The organism is Streptomyces sp. NPDC051109, from assembly GCF_044455885.1.
In the GTDB taxonomy this organism is placed as follows: Bacteria; Actinomycetota; Actinomycetes; order Streptomycetales; family Streptomycetaceae; genus Streptomyces.
This window is the reverse complement of sequence record NZ_JBITFF010000001.1, coordinates 69146-86299: the sequence shown is the minus strand read 5'-3', so window position 1 is coordinate 86299 and position 17154 is coordinate 69146. Positions and strand designations below refer to the sequence as shown.

15 protein-coding genes and 2 pseudogenes are annotated in these 17154 nt (G+C 73.4%); 11 read left to right on the top strand and 6 right to left on the bottom strand.

Annotated features, from left to right (window positions below; translation table 11 throughout):
* Positions 1 to 127: 127 nt before the first annotated feature.
* Positions 128 to 454 carry a hypothetical protein gene (locus ACIBAD_RS00365; RefSeq protein ID WP_134067960.1) on the bottom strand — a complete coding sequence of 109 codons (327 nt, stop codon included), beginning with the start codon at positions 452 to 454 and terminating at the stop codon, positions 128 to 130.
* Between the two features lie 512 nt (positions 455 to 966).
* On the opposite strand from ACIBAD_RS00365, the gene ACIBAD_RS00360 reads away from it, so the two are divergent.
* The 5 genes from ACIBAD_RS00360 to ACIBAD_RS00340 are packed head-to-tail and all read left to right on the top strand — an operon-like array spanning position 967 to position 8477.
* A complete protein-coding gene (locus ACIBAD_RS00360) occupies positions 967 to 2247 on the top strand; it encodes an AMP-binding protein (RefSeq protein WP_134067959.1) in 1281 nt (426 codons plus the stop codon).
* Entirely contained in the window at positions 2244 to 3602 is a 1359-nt protein-coding gene (locus ACIBAD_RS00355) for an MFS transporter (RefSeq protein WP_398903325.1), read from the top strand. Before ACIBAD_RS00360 ends, ACIBAD_RS00355 begins: the two co-directional genes overlap by 4 nt.
* Entirely contained in the window at positions 3599 to 4735 is a 1137-nt protein-coding gene (locus ACIBAD_RS00350; protein ID WP_398903323.1) for a GNAT family N-acetyltransferase, read from the top strand. Before ACIBAD_RS00355 ends, ACIBAD_RS00350 begins: the two co-directional genes overlap by 4 nt.
* The gene (locus ACIBAD_RS00345) at positions 4732 to 5952 is read left to right on the top strand and encodes an acyl-protein synthase (protein WP_398903321.1); all 1221 of its coding nucleotides are present in this window, start codon (positions 4732 to 4734) and stop codon (positions 5950 to 5952) included. The genes ACIBAD_RS00350 and ACIBAD_RS00345 overlap by 4 nt, the downstream gene beginning before the upstream one ends.
* On the top strand, positions 5949 to 8477 hold the full coding sequence (locus ACIBAD_RS00340; RefSeq protein WP_398903319.1) for an acyl-CoA reductase: 2529 nt from the start codon (positions 5949 to 5951) through the stop codon (positions 8475 to 8477). Before ACIBAD_RS00345 ends, ACIBAD_RS00340 begins: the two co-directional genes overlap by 4 nt.
* Positions 8478 to 8535: 58 nt before the next feature.
* On the opposite strand, the gene ACIBAD_RS00335 is transcribed toward ACIBAD_RS00340, so the two are convergent.
* Positions 8536 to 9171: a TetR/AcrR family transcriptional regulator C-terminal ligand-binding domain-containing protein gene (locus ACIBAD_RS00335; RefSeq protein ID WP_398903317.1), complete on the bottom strand. Its 636-nt coding sequence runs from the start codon at positions 9169 to 9171 to the stop codon at positions 8536 to 8538.
* Between the two features lie 119 nt (positions 9172 to 9290).
* On the opposite strand from ACIBAD_RS00335, the gene abc-f reads away from it, so the two are divergent.
* The 5 genes from abc-f (at position 9291) to ACIBAD_RS00310 (ending at position 13546) form a co-directional block, all read left to right on the top strand.
* Complete coding sequence (abc-f, locus tag ACIBAD_RS00330; RefSeq protein WP_134067955.1) at positions 9291 to 10949, top strand: ribosomal protection-like ABC-F family protein; 1659 nt, start codon at positions 9291 to 9293, stop codon at positions 10947 to 10949.
* 47 nt (positions 10950 to 10996) lie between these two features.
* Positions 10997 to 11956: a virginiamycin B lyase gene (locus ACIBAD_RS00325; protein ID WP_398903315.1), complete on the top strand. Its 960-nt coding sequence runs from the start codon at positions 10997 to 10999 to the stop codon at positions 11954 to 11956.
* A 144-nt stretch (positions 11957 to 12100) separates the two neighbouring features.
* Positions 12101 to 12475 carry a hypothetical protein gene (locus tag ACIBAD_RS00320; RefSeq protein ID WP_134067953.1) on the top strand — a complete coding sequence of 125 codons (375 nt, stop codon included), beginning with the start codon at positions 12101 to 12103 and terminating at the stop codon, positions 12473 to 12475.
* A gap of 186 nt (positions 12476 to 12661) precedes the next feature.
* Entirely contained in the window at positions 12662 to 13078 is a 417-nt protein-coding gene (locus tag ACIBAD_RS00315; protein WP_398903312.1) for an ArsR/SmtB family transcription factor, read from the top strand.
* Between the two features lie 183 nt (positions 13079 to 13261).
* Complete coding sequence (locus ACIBAD_RS00310) at positions 13262 to 13546, top strand: hypothetical protein (protein ID WP_398903310.1); 285 nt, start codon at positions 13262 to 13264, stop codon at positions 13544 to 13546.
* A 131-nt stretch (positions 13547 to 13677) separates the two neighbouring features.
* Here the strand turns inward: ACIBAD_RS00310 and ACIBAD_RS00305 are convergent, their stop codons facing one another.
* Positions 13678 to 14217, bottom strand: a complete 540-nt coding sequence (locus ACIBAD_RS00305) for a hypothetical protein (RefSeq protein ID WP_398903308.1) — start codon at positions 14215 to 14217, stop codon at positions 13678 to 13680.
* A gap of 215 nt (positions 14218 to 14432) precedes the next feature.
* Between ACIBAD_RS00305 and ACIBAD_RS00300 the strand changes: the two genes are divergently transcribed.
* The gene (locus tag ACIBAD_RS00300) at positions 14433 to 15638 is read left to right on the top strand and encodes a PP2C family protein-serine/threonine phosphatase (protein ID WP_398903306.1); all 1206 of its coding nucleotides are present in this window, start codon (positions 14433 to 14435) and stop codon (positions 15636 to 15638) included.
* A gap of 209 nt (positions 15639 to 15847) precedes the next feature.
* Here ACIBAD_RS00300 and ACIBAD_RS00295 read toward each other — a convergent pair.
* From ACIBAD_RS00295 to ACIBAD_RS00285, 3 genes and pseudogenes are all read right to left on the bottom strand, one after another.
* Positions 15848 to 16133, bottom strand: a pseudogene (locus tag ACIBAD_RS00295) (histidine kinase); the annotation flags it as partial.
* A 34-nt stretch (positions 16134 to 16167) separates the two neighbouring features.
* Positions 16168 to 16455, bottom strand: a pseudogene (locus tag ACIBAD_RS00290) (response regulator transcription factor); the annotation flags it as partial.
* Entirely contained in the window at positions 16454 to 17149 is a 696-nt protein-coding gene (locus ACIBAD_RS00285; RefSeq protein WP_134067950.1) for a potassium-transporting ATPase subunit C, read from the bottom strand. The gene ACIBAD_RS00285 and the pseudogene ACIBAD_RS00290, both read right to left, overlap by 2 nt.
* Positions 17150 to 17154 lie beyond the last annotated feature (5 nt).

Here is a 17154-nt window from a genome sequence, read left to right as displayed (position 1 = left end):
GGCAGGACGGAGCCCTCGGCGGCCCCAGCTGCACGACGCGGATCTGACGATCAGTGCCGTCCGGCCGGTCGCGGGCCGGATCCGCGCCGGTCGGTGACCGCCCGGCCCGCCCCCGCCCGCAACGGGATCAAGCCCGCATCCACCGGGGAGGGTTCGCCGGGGAGGGGGGCGCGGGCGCGGGCTCGGCGCCGCGCAGGTGCAGATTGCGGACGGTGGCCGCGGTCTCCCTTTCGAAGTGCTCCCAGGAGATCAGCCGCCGCCAGGCAGGATCCGGCCGTCCGGGTACGGTGGCCCCCCGCGCCGCCCACTCCCGGGCGAGCTGCTCGAACAGCGGGGCGGACACGGCCGCGTGGGCCGGCTGCCGGGGAGCGGGAACGTACAGGGGGCGGTCGCCGTCATCCGCAGCTGCCCGGTGTCGCGCCGCGGTGGCGAGCGTGGAGCGCGTCGTCGTCATGCCTGCGCAAACGATTCGCTGGGCTCCGGGGACACGGATGCCCGGGTGCCGGGGACATCGTGCCTGGTCGGCCACCAGGTGGCCAGGACGGTGCGGTCGGAGGTGAAGTGGCCGAGGCGCTTTGCGATGCGCCGGCCCGGAGGCAGGTGCGGTTCCCACGAGGTCGTCGCCCTGTTCGGTGGAGATTGCCCTTCCCCTCATTATGGCCGTCGGGCGCATTCGCAATGGCGCGCCGAATCCCTTCGAAAGGAAACCGCCGGGCGGTGCGGTTTCGGCCCCCGGGGCCGGAAGTCCGTGGTGACGTCACCGATCGATTTGGCGGTGCGTTCCTCTTGTCTCATCATGTGAACAGACATCAGGTCGGCGCTGCGCTCGTCAACTGTTTGCAAGGCCCGCATTGTTGACTGATCAACGGATGAGAGTGGTGTGAGTTCCACCACTCCCCGATGTGCGCGCCACCTGTCTCCCGCCTATTCCAACTTTCATCTTTCATCTTTCGAGGTAAAGGCAGCATGCCCGTCCAGCAGTTTTCAGACCTCGTGCGTTTCGCCCGCGACCGTTCCCCTTTCTACGCCGAGCTCTACGCGGACCTGCCGCCGCACGTGAGCCGGATCACCGACGTGCCCGTCGTGGACCAGGACGCCTTCTGGGCCGCCAACACCCTGCACGGCAACCGCGTCCTGACCGCCCCCCTCGGGGAGGCGGTCGTGTTCAAGACAGGCGGTACCACGGGCACGCCGCGGTTCTCCTGCTACACCCGTGAGGAATGGCAGGAGTTCGTCACCGCCTTCGGCTCCGGCATGGTCGACGCGGGCCTGCGGCCCGGCCACCGGGTGGCGGACCTCTTCTACGCCGGTGAGCTCTACGCCAGCTTCCTGTTCATCCTGGACTCCCTCGCGCACGCCCCCGTCGCCAACGTGCGCCTGCCCATAGGCGGCGGCGCCCCGCTGGATTCGACGCTCGCCACGATCGAGGACTTCGCCGCCGACGTCATTGCCGGTACGCCGACCACGTTGTGCCGCCTCGCCGAGCACCTGACCTCCGCCGGCCGCAAACTGCCCGCCGTGGAGTTCCTGTTCTTCGGCGGCGAAGCCCTCTTCGACGACCAGCGCCGCCTCCTCTCGGCGGCCTTCCCCCGGGCCACACCCCGCTCGCTCGGCTATGCCAGCGTCGACGGCGGCCTCCTCGGACGGCCGGTGGCGGACGCGCGCGAGGACACGCGTACGCACCGCCCGTTCGCCCCGCACACCCTCGTCGAGATCCTGGACGATACGACCGGCGAGCCGATCCGCGAGGCGGGCCGCCCCGGACGGGTCGTCGTCACCCAGCTGTACCGCCGGCTCATGCCCGTCATCCGCTACCCCGCCGGCGACCGCGCGGAGTGGACCGACACCGAAGGCGGCGCGTTCCGCATCCTCGGCCGCGCCGAGGAAGGCGTGCGCGTCGGCCCCGTCTCGCTGTACTGGCAGGACGTCACGAACGCCGTCGCCGAGGCCGACACCGACTGCCGTGTCACCGGCACGCAGCTCGTCGTACGCCGCTGGGACGGGCGCGACGGCCTCGTGCTGCGCCTCGCCACCCCCACCGCCCCCGGCCAGGACCCGGCCGGCCTGGAGGTCCTCGCCAAGGAGGTCGTCACCGGGCTGAACGCCGCCCGGCCGCTCTACCCCGACAGCGTCGCCGCCGGATTCGTACACCCGCTGCGCGTCGAGTGGGCCCGCCACCGCGACCTGGTGGTCAACTCCCGCTCCGGCAAGCTCGTCCGCGTCCTCGACGAGAGGCCGACCGCATGACGACGCCGACCCCGACCCCGACCCAGTCCGCCCCGACCCCGACCTCCGGCCGTCGACCGCCCCTCGTCCTGCGCAACCGCGCCTTCGGCACCGTGTGGCTGGGACAAGTCCTCACCCAGGCCGCCGTGCGCATGTTCCAGGTGGGGATCTCCTGGTGGCTCATCAGTGACGCCGCCTCCGGTGACGGCGGTTTCGCGGCCGGCCTGTTCATGGCCGTCAGCACGCTGCCCGCCGTGGTCCTGGCCCCGCTCGTCGCCCGTGCCATCGCCCGCTTCGCCCACCGCTCGCTGCTGCGCACCGCGGCCGCGGGAGCCGGAGTCGCCGCCGCTGCGCTGGCCGTGTGGGCCTGCGCGAGCGACCTCCCGGTCGCCGCCGCCTACGCCGCGGCCCTGGCCCTGGCGACCTGCCAGGCCTTCTTCGACCCCTGCCTGACCACCTCGGTACCCGAGCTGGTCGACGACGCGGACATCGAGGCGGCGACCGGCTTCGAACTGTCCACGCAGTCACTGGCGAGCCTCGGCGGCGCGCTGCTCGGCGCCCTCGTCGTGGACGCGGCCGGGGTGGCCGGCCTCGCCGTCGGCTGCGCCGCCGCCTACGCGACGGCCGCACTGCTCATCGCGACCGCACGGTTCCGCACCGCGGCGCACCCCGACACCACCAACACCCCCGACACCACCGAGGCCGCAGGCACCGCCGGCGCCGCCGGAGGGGAGCAGCCGCGGCAGCGGACCCTGCGTCAGCTGCTGGGCTCCATGCCCTACGTTCGCGCCATCCTGCTCTGCTTCACCGCTGCCAACCTCTTCACCACGGCCGTCTTCGTCGTCATGCCGCTGTACACCGCCTCCGTGCTGCACGGCGACGGCTCCACCGTCGCCCTCCTGGAGGCCTCGCTCGGAGTGGGCACGCTCGTCGGCTCCTTCACCAGCGCCCGCGTGCCCGGCCGGCCCGCCGTGGTCGGCACCGCGTGCCTGGGCGCGATGGCGGCCGCCCTCGCCGTCCCCGGACTGATCGCCGCGCGGCCCGTCATCGCCGGGTCCCTGCTGCTGACCGGCTGGTGCGTCGGGGTGATCGGCGTCCGCTTCGTGGCCCTGTTCCAGCGGCTGGTCCCGGCCGCCGACAAGCCCGCGTTCTTCGCCGTCATGCAGGCCGTCCTCGGGGCGACCTTCCCGGTGGCCTCGCTGCTCTTCGGATTCCTCGGCGACCACCTCTCCGCCCAGACGCTCTGCCTGATCCAGGCGGCCGGACTCGTTCCCGCCGCCCTCGCCCTGGCCCTGCTGCCCGGCCACTCCCGCCCGGCGGACGCACCCGACCCGGCTCCCGCGCCGGAGCCCACCCCCGCAGGAGGCGCGCGATGACCGCCGCGATCGAACAGGCCGCCCCGGACGACATCGCCGATCTCCGCCAGCTCTACTACGCCGTCTACGGCCCGCACTATCCGACGGCCCTCGGCACCGACCCCGCCGAGATGTCCCGGCTGATCCAGGATCCGCACACGCTGTGGCTCGTCGCACGCTGCCCCCGTACCGGCGCCCTCGCCGGATCGGCGGCGGTCCACAGCGAACCCGGCAGCCGCATCGGCCGCCTCGAAGGGCTCGCCGTCCACCCCGACCAGCGCGGGTCCGGGCTCGCCGGACAGCTCACCGAGGCCGTGTGCGCCGGCACCCTCGATGCCGGGAAGCTCGACTCGGTGTACGCCACCGTCCGTACGGTCAGTGCCGGACCCCAGCGCGTCGTGGCCCGAAACGGCTTCCGCCCGCTCGGCATCCTGCCCAACGCCGTGGATCTCAGCAGCCGCGAAAGCCTCGCACTCTACGCGCGTCACTCGCCCGGGGTGCTGGACCGCCGGGTGCCCGTCGGCGAGGTCCCCGCCTCCCTGCTGCCGCTGCTGCGCACCGCCGAGGCCAGCCTCGGCATCAGCTACGCGGACGCCCGGCCCGCGCCGCCGCTGCCGGTGCCCGCCGGACCCGCCCCCCGCCGACTGGAGATGATCGAGGCGCCGGCCTTCGTGCGCCGCCGCTTCCACGAGCACTTCCCCGACACCGGCCGCTGGTTCTACCCGCTGCACACCCCCAACATCCTGCTCACCCCCGACGACGGCGGCTTCGAGGTGTACGCCTACCTCAACCGCACCGGCGGCTATTGCGCCCTGGTCACCGCCCACCCCGACCCGGCGGCCGCCGCCGGCTGGCTGGAGCCGGTCACCCGTACGCTGACCCGCGCCGGCGCGGGCTACGTGGAGGCGCTCGTACCGCTGGAACACCACGCCGCGCTCTCCGCCTTCGCCGCCCAGGGCTTCATCGCCGGGGCCCTGTATCCGGCCATGCGCCGGGACGGGGACGGCTTCCACGACTACGCGGTGATGTCCCGGACCGCCGAACACATCGATTTCCGCGGGCTGGTCGTCGACCCGCCGCTGCGGCCGTTCCTCGATTCCTACGTGTCGGCCTGGGCGTCGACGCATCTGCCCGTACGTGAGGTTGCTTCATGACCCCTTCCACGCCCCCTTCCACGCCGCCTTCCGCGCCCCCGTCCAAGCCCGCTTCCGCGACCCCCGCGAAACCCCATCTCGCCCCCGTCGACGTCCCCGACGCCACCGCTCTCGGCCGGGTGCAGCAGCTCTGCGACCTGACGGGGCCCTACACCTCCGGTCCCGCCGAGGAGGAGCTGTTCGCCGCCGCCATGGCGGAGATCAACGACTGGCACCGCGACCGCTCCCCGTTCTTCCGCAGCCTGTACGACGACGGCGCGCGGCCGGACACCCCGTACCGTGCGCCCCTGGTGCACGCGAACTTCTTCAAGCGCCACGAGGTCCTGTCCATACCCGAGGAAGAGGTCCACCTCCACCTGACCTCCTCCGGGACCACCGGGCAGAAGTCGCAGATGTTCTTCGACGAGTGGACCATCCGCTCCGCCCAGCGCATGGTCGCCCGCATCTTCGACCACAACGGCTGGATCACCCCCGACCAGCCGGTCAACTACCTGCTCTACAGCTACGAGCCCGCCCGCGACCTCAACCTGGGCACCTCGTTCACCGACAACTACCTGTGCGACTTCGCCCCGGCCCGGCAGGTCGAGTACGCCCTGCGCAACACCGGCAACGGGCACGAGTTCGACCCGTTCGGCTGCGTCGCCGCACTGCGCCGCTTCGCCGAGGACGACGTACCCGTCCGCATCCTCGGATTCCCGGCGTTCCTCTGGTTCACGCTGGAGCGGATGCGGTCCATGGGCCTCCCGCCGCTGGAGCTGCCGGAAGGCTCGCTGATCATCCTCGGCGGCGGCTGGAAGGGCCACACCGACCGGCAGATCGGGAAGCACGAGCTGTACGCCCGCGTCACCGAGCAGTTGGGCGTTCCCTCGGAGCGGATCCGGGACACCTTCGGCTCGGTCGAGCACTGCATCCCGTACATCGAGTGCGCGCACCACAACCTCCACGCGCCCGTGTGGTCGCGCGTCTTCATCCGCTCGACCCGCACCCTCGAACCCCTCCCGTACGGCGAGCGCGGCTACCTGCACCTGGTGTCCCCGTACATCACCTCCGTGCCGGCGCAGAGCGTCGTCATGGGCGATCTCGCCTCGCTCCACCCGGGTGAGGACTGCGGCTGCGAGCTGACCACCCCGTGGTTCACGATCCACGGCCGGGCCGGGGTCAGCCGCAACCGCAGCTGTGCCGTGGCCGCCGCCGAACTGATGAAGGGAATGTCGTGACCGACACCGTCAACCTCAACCACCACTACTGGCAGGGCACCTTCATCGGGGACGAGGAAGCCGCCCGCCGGCTGGCCACCCTGCCCGCGGCCGTCGAGGCCGCGCTCGCCGCGCCGCTGGACACCGAGACCGTCCTGGCCGCCTGCGACGCGCTCTCCCGCGCCCTGCGCGACCCCGGCCACCGGGTACGGGAGCGGCTGGCCCCGCACCTGCCCGAGGGCGGTGACGCCGAACGGGAGGAACTCCTGGCCGAACTCGCCGAGTTCCTCGGCCGCGGCTCCCTGACCCGCAAGCTCCGCCGCGAGCTGGGCGGCACCGCCCCGCAGCGGCTGAACCGCCCCGACGCCAAGGAGACGGTGTACGAGGCCTGGGCGCCCGTCGGCCTCGTCGCCCACATAGCCCCCGGCAACGCCGCCACCGTCGCCCCGCTCAGCCTGGTCGAGGGACTCCTCGCCGGCAACGTCAACGTCCTCAAGACCAGCACCGCCGACACCTTCCTCGCCCAGCACCTCCTCGCCGAGCTCGCCGCGCAGGATCCGACCGGCGCCCTCGCCGAGCGCACCATCGTGCTCCGCTTCCCCTCCTCCCGCCAGGACTGGCTGCGCCTGATGTGCGCGCCCGCCGACGCCGTCGCGGTCTGGGGCGGCGAGAGCGCCGTCGAGGGCGTCGCCGCCCACGTCCCGGCCGGCTGCCGCCTGGTGGAGTGGGGACACAAGATTTCCTTCGCCTACCTCACCCAGGACGCGTGGGCCGACGCGGAGACGCTGGCCGCCCTGGCCGCGGACGTCTGCCTCTTCGAGCAGCAGGCCTGCTCCAGCCCCCAGGTCGTCTACCTCGACACCGATGCCGGGAACACCGAAGCCCTGCACGCGTTCGCCGAACGCCTCGCCGCCGCCCTGGCCGCGCAGCCCGCTCCGGCCGCGGCGGATCGCGACCTCGATCCGGCCGAGTACGCCGAACTGACCACCACCGAACACCTCGCCCGTCTGGAGGAGCACCTGGGCCTCACCCGCGTCCTGGCCGCCCCCGACGGCACCTGGCGCGTCATGGCCGACACCCGCGCGGCCCTCACCGCGTCCCCGCTGCACCGCAGCGTCTGGGTGAAGCCGCTGCCCCGCAAGGACCTCATCGGCACGCTGCGCCCCATGCGCCGCTACCTCCAGACGGCGGCGATCGCGGGCAGCCGCACCGACATCGCCGAGCTCTCCGCCCTGGTGCTGGCGGCCGGGGCCACCCGCGTCACCCCCGTCGGGGCCATGACCGCGGGCTACGCCGGTGAACCGCACGACGGCGTCTACGCCCTGCAGCGCTACAGCCGCCGGGTCGCCGTCCAGGCCGACGCGCGCTTCGCCGCCACCGCCTGCCTCGACGACCTCGCCCGCCCGGCCGTCTTCGCGCCGCCCACCGGACCGCTGCTGGACAAGGCCGCCGTCCAGGACCTCAACCGCGGGGTCGACCGCGGCGACGCCGAGCTGTACTTCCGCAGCGGCGGCAGCACCGGTACGCCCGCCCTGTCGCTGTTCACGTACGAGGACTACGACACGCAGATGCACGCCGCCGCCCGCGGCCTCCTCGCCGCCGGCTACGACCCGGCCCGGGACCGTACGGCCAACCTCTTCTACTGCGGCGGCATGTACGGCGGGTTCATCAGCTTCTTCTCCATCCTGGAGCGGCTCGGCGGCGTCCAGATGCCGATCGCCGCGGGCCCCGACCACCGGGCCACCGCGGAGATGATCGCCTCGTACGAGGTGGACACGCTCTTCGGCATGCCCTCCTACCTCTGGCAGCTCCTGCACGAGCAGGCGGACCTGCTGCGCTCGTACGGAGGCCTGCGCAAGATCTACTACGGCGGCGAGCACTTCACCGACGAGCAGCGCAGGACGCTGACCGAGACGTTCGGCATCGAGGTCGTCCACTCCATCACCTACGGCAGCACGGACCTCGGCCCGCTCGGCTACCAGTGCACCGAGAGCGGCGGCAGCGTCCACCACCTCCACGCCGACCTGCACACGCTGGAGATCGTCGACGCCGACGAGGACCGGCCCGTGGCCCCGGGGGACACCGGCCGACTCGTCTTCACCACCCGCGCCCGGCGCGGCCAGCACCTCGACCGGTACGTGATCGGCGACCTCGGGCGCGCACTGCCCGGGCGCTGTCCGTGCGGCAGCCACGCGCCGCGCTTCGAGCTGCTGGGCCGGCTGGGCGAGGTGATGCGGGTGGCGACGTACTTCCTCAACTACCGGCGTTTCGTGGCCATCGCGGGAGAGCGGCTGGGGTACGGCGGTGAGCTCCAGGCCGTCCTGACGGCCGGTGCCGCGCGCGAGGGCCTCACCCTGCGGATGGAGAGCGCCCACGCCCCGGATCCGGACCGGGCGCGGGAGGCGTTCCTGGCCGCGTACCCGGAGGTGCGGTCGGCGGTGGGGGAGAAGCTGCTCGACTTCGCGGTCGAGGTGGTGGACGGAGCCGACCTGGACCGTACGGCGACCAGCGGGAAGCTGCTGGCGGTGGTGGACCGCCGGCGGTAGTGCCGCACACCTCCTAGGGGGTGTCTCGCCGCTCATGCCGGCCTGATCGGCAACACCCCTAGCCGTCGGCAGGGGCGGCGAGGGCCCCCGCCCGGGCCGCCGCGGCCGCGGCGCGGGCGGCTCGGCGGGGGAGCGCGGGGTCGGGTGCGGACCGGAGCAGCAGGAGCTCGTGGTAGAGCGGGGCCGTCGCGGTGACGAGCACGGCGCGCGGGTCGGTGGCCTGGGGAGCTTCACCCCGGGCCACCGCCCGCGTGACGACCGGCGCCGAGCGCGCGTGGCGGTCGTCCCAGAAGCGGCTCAGGGCCCGGGCGGCGTCGTCGAATCGGAAGGACGCCGTGATCAGGACCGTCGTCAGGGTCGGGCCGTCGGCGAGGGCGTCGAACACCTCCTGGTTCAGGGCCGCGAGGTCCTCCTCCAGCGAGCCCGTGTCCGGCGGGCTCCAGGAGTCGTCCGCCGCGGAGTCGAGCAGATCGGCGAGCAGCCCGCCCGCATCCCGCCACCTGCGGTAGACGGTCGTGCGGTGGACGCCCGCGCGGCCGGCGACCGCGTCCACGGTGAGCCCGTCGCAGCCGTCCTCGACCAGCAACTCCCCGACCGCCGCGAGGACCTGGGCCCGGACGCGGGCGGCGCGGCCGCCGGTGCGCCTGCGGACGGCGGGTTCAGGAAGGTCGCTTGCGGAGTGGGGAGAGTCCATGCCAGGATCTTAACGCAACCGACGTCGCTTTTAGGGAGTGGTTCCGATGGTCCGCAGCAGCGCGCACACCACGCACGCACCAGCGCCCGCCACCCACCGCGACCGATCGGCACGCCCCCATGACCCCACAGCTCAGCGCCCTTGACGTCACCAAGTCCTACGGCGGCCGCCTCGTCCTGGACGGGATCAGCTGCTCCGTTCCCGCCGGAGGCCGCCTCGGCGTCGTCGGGGAGAACGGCTCCGGCAAGTCCACCCTCCTCCGCCTCCTCGCCGGGCTGGAGCGACCCGACCGCGGCGAGGTCTTCGCCCAAGCCGACGGCGGGATCGGCCACCTCGCACAGGAGGAGCGGCTCCCCGCCCGCCACACCGTGCAGCGGATCCTCGACCGCGCCCTGAGCGGACTGCGCGCCATGGAGCGCCGGATGCGCCTGCTCGAAGCGGCCATGGCCGACGGGATCGAGCACCTGCCCGGACAGGGCGCGGGCCGGCTGCCCGTCCTCGCGGAGTACGCCGAGCTGCTGGGCGCGTACGAACTGCGCGGCGGTTACGACGCCGAAGCGCGCGTCGAGCGGACCCTGAACGGCCTCGGCCTGGTGAAACTGCCCCGGGACCGCGTCGTCGGCGCTCTCTCGGGCGGGGAGCGGGTCCGCCTGCGCCTCGCCGCGCTCCTGGTGGCCGCTCCCGAGGTGCTCCTCCTCGACGAACCCACCAACCACCTCGACGACAACGCCCTGTGCTGGCTCGAGGAACACCTGCGGGGCCGCGCCGGCACGACGGTCGCCGTCTCGCACGACCGCGTGTTCCTCGACCGGGTGGCCACCGTGCTGTGGGAGGTGGACGGTGACAGCCACACCGTCACCCGGTACGGCAACGGCTACGCCGGCTACCTGGCCGGGAGGACCGCCGAACGGCGGCGCCGCGCCGACGCCCATGCCGCCTGGCGCGCGGAGGCGGCCCGGCTGCGCGAGACCGCCTCGGTGACGGCCCGCCGGGTGGCGCCCGGCCGGGCGATGAAGGACGGCGACAAGATGGCCTACGACCGTGCGGCGGGCCGGGTGCAGGCCTCCCTGTCCTCCCGGGTCCGCAACGCCCGGGAGCGCCTGGACCGGCTCCTCGCGCACCCGGTCCCCGCGCCGCCGGAGCCGCTGCGCTTCTCACCCCGGCTGCGGGGCGGCGGTGCGCGGGGCCCGCTGCTGGAGGCGACGGGCGTCGCGGTGGCGGGGCGGCTGGCGCCCGTGGACCTGAGCCTCGAGGCCGGTGACCGCATTCTGGTCACGGGCGCGAACGGGGCCGGGAAGAGCACCCTGTTGGGCGTCCTGGCCGGCGCGGTCGCCCCGGACCGGGGCCACGTCGTACGTCCCGGCGGGGTGCGGGCGGCGTACCTGCCGCAGCCGGCCGAGCCCGGTCCGGCCGGCCACAGCGCGCTCGCCGCGTTCGGCCAGGGCCGGGCGGGGAGCTCCGACGAGCATGCCGAACAGCTGCTGGCCTTGGGGCTGTTCGACCGGTCCTGCCTGGACCTGCGGATCGCAGACCTCTCCGCGGGGCAGCGGCAGAGGCTGGCGCTGGCCCGCGTGGTCTGCGAACCGGCCGACGTGCTCCTGCTGGACGAGCCGACCAACCACCTTTCCCCCGCGCTGGTCGAAGAGCTGGAGGCGGCCCTCGCCGACTTCCCGGGAGCGGTCGTCCTGGTCAGCCACGACCGGATGCTGCGCTCCCGGTGGCGGGGCCGGCGGCTGGCGCTGCAGGCGTGCGCCCGGGCGGCCGCGCCGGCCGCATGACGCTCTTACGTCCAGGTCCCAGCCCCCACCTCCGGAAAGAGGCACCCGTGTCAGTACCTTCTCCGACGGCTCCCGAACCCTCCGGGCCGGGCGCGCTCACCGCGTTCCCCGTCCCGGATCCGGCCTCGGGCCCGTACGCGCTCGCCGCCGGCCCCGACGGCGCGCTGTGGTGCACCCTCGTCCATGCGGGCGCCGTCGCCCGTCTGGCTCCCGACGGGCAACTCGCCGCGTACGCCCTGGATTCGCCTTCCTGTGGACCGTCGCTCATCACCGCCGGACCGGACGGCGCCCTCTGGTTCACCCGTACCGGGGACCACCGGATCGGCCGCATCACGACGGGCGGCGAGGCCTGCTCGTACGCCCTCCCCGGCACCGGCGGCGGCCCGTACGGGATCGCCGCGGGCCCCGACGGCGCCCTGTGGTTCACGCAGATGCACGCCGACCGGATCGGCCGGATCACCACGGACGGCGAGGTCCGGGAGTTCCCGCTGCCCGTGGCCGGCGCGTTCCCGGCCATGATCACGGCGGGGGAGGACGGGGCGCTGTGGTTCACCCTCAACCAGGCGCACGCGGTCGGGCGGATCACCACGGACGGGAACGTCACCGTGCACCCGCTGCCCACCGCACGGGCCGCACCCGTGGGGATCTGCGCGGGCGCAGACGGGGCGCTGTGGTTCACCGAGATCGGGGCCGGGCGGATCGGCCGGATCACGCCCCGCGGTGAGATCACCGAGTTTCCGCTCGCCGACGCGGCCTGCCGCCCCCACGCGATCGCCGCCGGGCCGGACGGCCGCCTCTGGTTCACCGAGTGGGGCACGGGCCGGATCGGCGGCATCACCCTCGCGGGCCGCGTCGGCTCGTACCCGCTCGACCCGCCCGGGAGCGAGCCCCACGGCCTGGTCTTCGGCCCGGACGGCGCCCTGTACGTGGCATTGGAGCACGGCGCGATCACGCGGTTCGACGTGGGCCGGGCGGGGGCGGGGCCGTGCGAGCCGGGCAGATCTTAGTCGAGGGACGGGAGGTTTTCCGTCAAATCTCCCGTTTCCCCCCACACTTGCGCGCACGCTCAGTAGCGTCAGCCTCACAAGTGGTCCGGTGTGCAGCGCGAGCGCGCACCGGCCGTGAACGCGGAGAAGAGGGAGCGGGCGCCGATGGCGAATGTGGAAGTCTCGTTGAAGGAGACGATGACCTCGATCGAGGGCACCCTGGGGGTCGCCCTGGTCGACTACACCAGTGGGATGGCACTGGGAACGCTGGGTGGCGGCAAGGACCTCGACTTGGCGGTCGCCGCGGCGGGTAACACCGATGTGATCCGGGCCAAGGTCCGCGCCATGGAAATGCTCGGCCTGGACGACGAGATCGAGGACCTGCTCATCACCCTCGGGAATCAGTACCACCTGATCCGGCTGCTGCGCGGCCGGGGGACCAACGGGCTGTTCCTGTACGTCGTGCTGAACAAGGCGAACTCCAATCTCGCCATGGCCCGGCACCAGCTCAAGCGCATCGAATCCGCTTTGGAGATCTAGGCGCGGCTTCGTCGAGCCCACGCATGCCCACGAATTGAAGAAATCTTCAATCCGGCACATCCGAAATTGGTCAAGCGGGGGCGCACGTGGGCCCATCGGACGGAATGATGGGTGAGGGGGGCGGGGAGCGGGCAACTCACCGGCCCCGGGCCGCATATACGGGTCGAAGCGACGGCGGGAGCGTTCGTGGGCAAGCAGGTACCCCTGTACCAGGCGAAAGCCGAGTTCTTCCGCATGCTCGGACACCCCGTCAGGATCCGGGTCCTGGAACTCCTGCAGAACGGTCCGAGGCCCGTGCGTGAACTCCTGGCCGAGATCGACATCGAGCCGTCCAACCTGTCCCAGCAACTGGCGGTCCTGCGCCGATCCGGCATCGTCGTCTCCACGCGCGACGGCGCGACCGTCAACTACGCCCTCGCCGGAGGCGACGTCGCCGATCTCCTGCGCGCGGCCCGCCGCATCCTGACCGAGCTGCTGGCGGGCCAGAGCGAACTCCTCGCCGAGCTGCGGCAAGTGGAACCCCGCACCGGTTTCGGCACCGGTCATGCGGGGACCGGAGCCGGAACCGGTCGTGCCGGAACCGGTGCGGGACCCGGTCGCTGAGCCGCCGCGTCGGCCGCACGCGCCGGGGCGTCCGGCGCCGTGGTCCCGTGCGTCGATCATCGGGTCGGTCGAGCCGTGGTCCGGCAGCCGGGCCGGGGCGTGCCGGACGGCGGACGGCGGACGCGTACGGGACGCGGCCCGGGGATACCGGCCGATCGGCCGGGCGGTGGCTAGCCTGGATGCATGAACCCCTCCGCCGAGCCCGGCCCCGCCTCCGCATCGGCCCCCGACCGGTACACCGTCGTCCTGCGCCCGGGGCTCGCCGAGCCCGGGGATTCCGCCCGGCGCGGCGTGCTGCGCACGGCCGTGGTCGAGGCCACCGGTGAATTCGGGGCCTCCGGCTATCCGCGCTACGCGGGCGAAGGCGTTCAGGCCGACATCGACCCCCTCACGCGCACCGTCGAAGCGGTGACGCTCGACGGCGCGGAGCTTCCTTACGGCTGGGTGGCGCAGCTGGCAGAAGGCTAGAACCGACGGTCGCCGCGCTGCTGGGTCGCGAGGGCACGTGGACCGCGCCGGCTCCGCCCCGGGCGGGGGCGGTCCTGATCACGGGCCATCCGGTACACCGCCCGGGCGCTGGAGCTGCTGCCGGCGGCCTGTCAGCGGTAGTCGTCGGGGTGGCCCTGCATCCAGGTGTTGATCTTGTCGCGGGTGCCGATCAGCGTGGTCTGGTGCTTCTGCAGGTTCTCGAAGGAACGGTCCCCGGCGAGCTCCGCGTCGAGCTTCTTGATCAGGGCGATCGGCTCGGGGAAGTGGCCGGGGCCCTTCGCGTCGGCCTTCATCGCCGCGTCCATGCGGTGCAGTTCGTCGTAGACCCGTCCGAGGAAGTAGGCACAGTTGCCCGGGGTGCACGATTCGCCCAGGGTGGCCTGGAGCCCCGCGAAGGCGTCCCGGACCAGGCTGACCGGCTCGGAGCCCTGCGGCGAGGGCGTACGGAAAGCCGCCGGGGGCGATGCGGGCGCGGCCACGCCGGGGTCCGCGGACGCCGCGGGACCCGCTGCGCTCGGGGTCGCCGCGGGTGCGGACGAGGCGGCGGCCGGCGCGCTCTCCTTCGGACTGGCGCTGCAGGAGACGCTGAGCGCCGCCAGCGCCGCGGCGAGGACCGCCGCACCCCGCAGCGCGGACAGGGATCTGGGCATGGATATGGGCATGGGCATGGCTTCCCCCGTGATCGTCGAGTCGGCTGACTCTACTCGGGCGGCGGCGGGGGCCGTCGAGGTCCTGCGCCGGCTCGGGGGCCCGTCCGCGGTGGCGCTGCGGAGATCCGCCGGCCCGGCGGGCGCGCGGCGCACGTGCGGGCCGCGGGCGGTGCTGGTGGAATGGCCTCTTCGGCTGCCGGGGCCGGGGAGGTGCCTTGTCGGAGCATGACGGGAGGTCCGCCGGGCCACGGGGGGAGTACGAGGCGCTGCGCGCGCGGCTGCGTGCGATGGAAGCCGCGGCCGAGCAGATCGGGACGAGGCTCGACGAGAGCGCCACGTGCGAGGAGCTGGCCGGCTTCCTGTTCCGCAACCTGTGCGACGCCGTGGCGGTGGAACTGCGGGCCGATGACGGCGGCCTGAGACGGGTCGCGGTGGCGGGAGCGGTCGGGCTGCTGACCGCGCGGACCGGTGAGTCGCTCTCCGTACGCGCCATCGACGGCGGGCACCCCCTCTCCGAGTGGGCGGCGGTCTCGGGCGGCACGCGGGTGCACCTCGTGTCGGTTCCGCTGCTGACCCGCAACCGGGTCCACGGCGCGGTGCTGGCCGTACGGGCCCACGTCGGATTCAGCGACCACGAGGCGGCGGCGGTCCACTTCACGGCCCGGCTGGCGGCGGTACACCTGGGCCACGCCCGGGAACTGGCCGCCACCCAGGACACGGCGCTGAACCTGCAGCGGGCGCTGGTGTCGGAGCCGGGCCGCCCGCACCCCAACCTGGAGACGGCCAGCCGCTATCTGCCGGCCGGCTCCCGGGCCCTGGTGGGCGGGGACTGGTTCGAGACGGTCCGGCTGCACTTCGGCCGCACCCTGCTCGTGGTCGGGGACGTGATGGGCCACGGGCTCGACGCCGCCGTCGACATGAACGCCTACCGCTCCACGCTGCGCGACGTGGCCTCCACGGATCTCGCCCCGCACCGCGTGCTGCGCCAGCTGGACGCGCTGGTGGCCGAGGACCCGGCCCGGCGGCCGGCCACCTGCCTGCTCGTACGGGTCGACCCGGCCCGCGGCGTCGCGGACTTCGCCGGCGCCGGCCATCTGCCTCCGGCGGTCTTCGGGGCGGACAGTACGGCGGTCCTGGCCGACGTGCCGGTGGGGCCGCCGCTGGGCACCGGGGTGGGCGGCTACGAGGGCGTCACCCGGCCGATCACCGCCGAGGAGACCCTGCTGATGTTCACCGACGGGCTGGTGGAGCGGCACGGCGAGGACATCGACGTCTCGCTGGCCCGGCTGGCCGGGCTGCGGCTGCCGGTGGGCGAAACGGTGGAGGAGATGGTGGACGCGGTGGTGGCCGCCCTGGACGCCCGCCACGCCGAGGACGACGTCGCCGTACTCGCGGCCCGCATCCGCCCCCGCCGGCCGTAGGTTCGCCGCATGCCGGTGCAGCGGGAACAGACCGTCGCGGACGACCCGGCCGCGGCTCCGTGGCGGGGCGGCGGTAGCGCGAGACGGGTTCGCGGGCGACCGGACGCCGACTGAGCGGCCGGTGACCTGGCACCGCCGGGACCGACGCCCACCGGACCGGACCGTGGGGGGCCGGAAGCGACGGAACGCGTTCCCGTTCGTCGCCGTCGCACCGTCTCGCGCTGCCGGACGCCGGTGATCGCCTCCACCATGTCGCCGAGCGACTCCAGGTGCTGGATGTGACCGTGGTCACGGCGTCGGTGCCCGCCCGCACCAGCTCCTCGACGTCATGCCACCGCTTGGCGTTGCGCGAGCCGGGGACGTTGGATTGCGCGCCGCCACGTCCAGGCCGTGCAGCATCACCTCCGTGCGCGGCCGGCCGTGGTGCTCGGCGAAGCCGACGACGCCGACGTCCGGTGCCGAGCCGAGGTGGATCCGGAGCCTTCCGCGTCTCATCCGGTGCCGACTCGCGCAGGTAGTTGCTGTGCTCGAAGTCGTCGGTCGTGATCCCGGAGGGGCCTGCGGGGGAGGCCGGGTCCTCCTGCCGCCGGGTGGCGGCCCGCAGCCGGGCCAGCAGCTCGTCCTTGCTGAACGGCTTGGTCACGTAGTCGTCCGCGACGGCGTCCAGGGCGCGGATCCAGTACGAGGATCGGCGCCCTGGCTCCAACCGCGGACGCTCCTGATCACTTCCACACGCCGTCCATGTCCGGCAGGCCGAGGTCCAGGAGGATGACGTCCGGTGTGCGGCGGCGGCGAGCCGGACGGCCGGGCGGCCATCAGCTCTCGGTCAGTGCCTTGAGCGCGGTGTTCAGCTCCAGGACGTTGACGCGGGGCTCGCCCATGAAGCCGAGCGCGCGGCCGGCGGTGTTGTCCTTCACCAGCTTCTCGACCTGCCGGACGTCGAGGCCGTTCCGTTCGGCGACCCGGTGGACCTGGATCTTCGCGTACTCCGGGGAGATGTCCGGGTCGAGGCCGGAGCCGGAGGAGGTGACGGCGTCGGCCGGCACGTCCTCGGGCTTGACCTCGTACGTCGCCGTGGAGTTGTCCGCGATCACGGCGTCCTTGGCCTCGGTGACCAGCTTGACCAGGTCCGGGTTGTCGGCCGCCTTGTTGGTGGCGCCGGAGAGGATCAGGGAGTACTGCTGGTTGACGCTGTTGGAGCCGAGGCCGCGGGAGGGGCGCGGCTGGAACCACTTCAGGTCCGGTTCGGCCGCCTGCTCGGGGTCGTCGCCCGTAGCCGGACCAGAGGGAGCCTGCTTCGGCAGGGTGTAGGTCTGTCCGATGAGGGACGAGCCGACGACCTGACCGCTCGCGTCCTTGATCTGGGAACCGTTCGCCTTGTCGCCGAAGGCGAGCTGCGCGATGCCGGTCACGGCGAGCGGGTAGAGCACGCCGCAGATGACGGTCAGGACGAGGAGGGCACGCAGTCCGGCGCCGAGCAGGCGGGCGGTGTTGCCTACGGAGTTGTTCATGGCAG

Excerpts from the sequence above, each read along its gene's own strand:
- ACIBAD_RS00345 (WP_398903321.1), top strand. The coding sequence starts at position 4,732 with ATGACCCCTTCCACGCCCCCTTCCACGCCGCCTTCCGCGCCCCCGTCC.
- ACIBAD_RS00350 (WP_398903323.1), top strand. The coding sequence starts at position 3,599 with ATGACCGCCGCGATCGAACAGGCCGCCCCGGACGACATCGCCGATCTC.
- ACIBAD_RS00360 (WP_134067959.1), top strand. The coding sequence starts at position 967 with ATGCCCGTCCAGCAGTTTTCAGACCTCGTGCGTTTCGCCCGCGACCGT.
- ACIBAD_RS00355 (WP_398903325.1), top strand. The coding sequence starts at position 2,244 with ATGACGACGCCGACCCCGACCCCGACCCAGTCCGCCCCGACCCCGACC.
- ACIBAD_RS00305 (WP_398903308.1), bottom strand. The coding sequence starts at position 14,217 with ATGCCCAGATCCCTGTCCGCGCTGCGGGGTGCGGCGGTCCTCGCCGCG.
- ACIBAD_RS00365 (WP_134067960.1), bottom strand. The coding sequence starts at position 454 with ATGACGACGACGCGCTCCACGCTCGCCACCGCGGCGCGACACCGGGCA.
- ACIBAD_RS00310 (WP_398903310.1), top strand. The coding sequence starts at position 13,262 with ATGAACCCCTCCGCCGAGCCCGGCCCCGCCTCCGCATCGGCCCCCGAC.
- ACIBAD_RS00320 (WP_134067953.1), top strand. The coding sequence starts at position 12,101 with ATGGCGAATGTGGAAGTCTCGTTGAAGGAGACGATGACCTCGATCGAG.
- abc-f (WP_134067955.1), top strand. The coding sequence starts at position 9,291 with ATGACCCCACAGCTCAGCGCCCTTGACGTCACCAAGTCCTACGGCGGC.
- ACIBAD_RS00285 (WP_134067950.1), bottom strand. The coding sequence starts at position 17,149 with ATGAACAACTCCGTAGGCAACACCGCCCGCCTGCTCGGCGCCGGACTG.
- ACIBAD_RS00335 (WP_398903317.1), bottom strand. The coding sequence starts at position 9,171 with ATGGACTCTCCCCACTCCGCAAGCGACCTTCCTGAACCCGCCGTCCGC.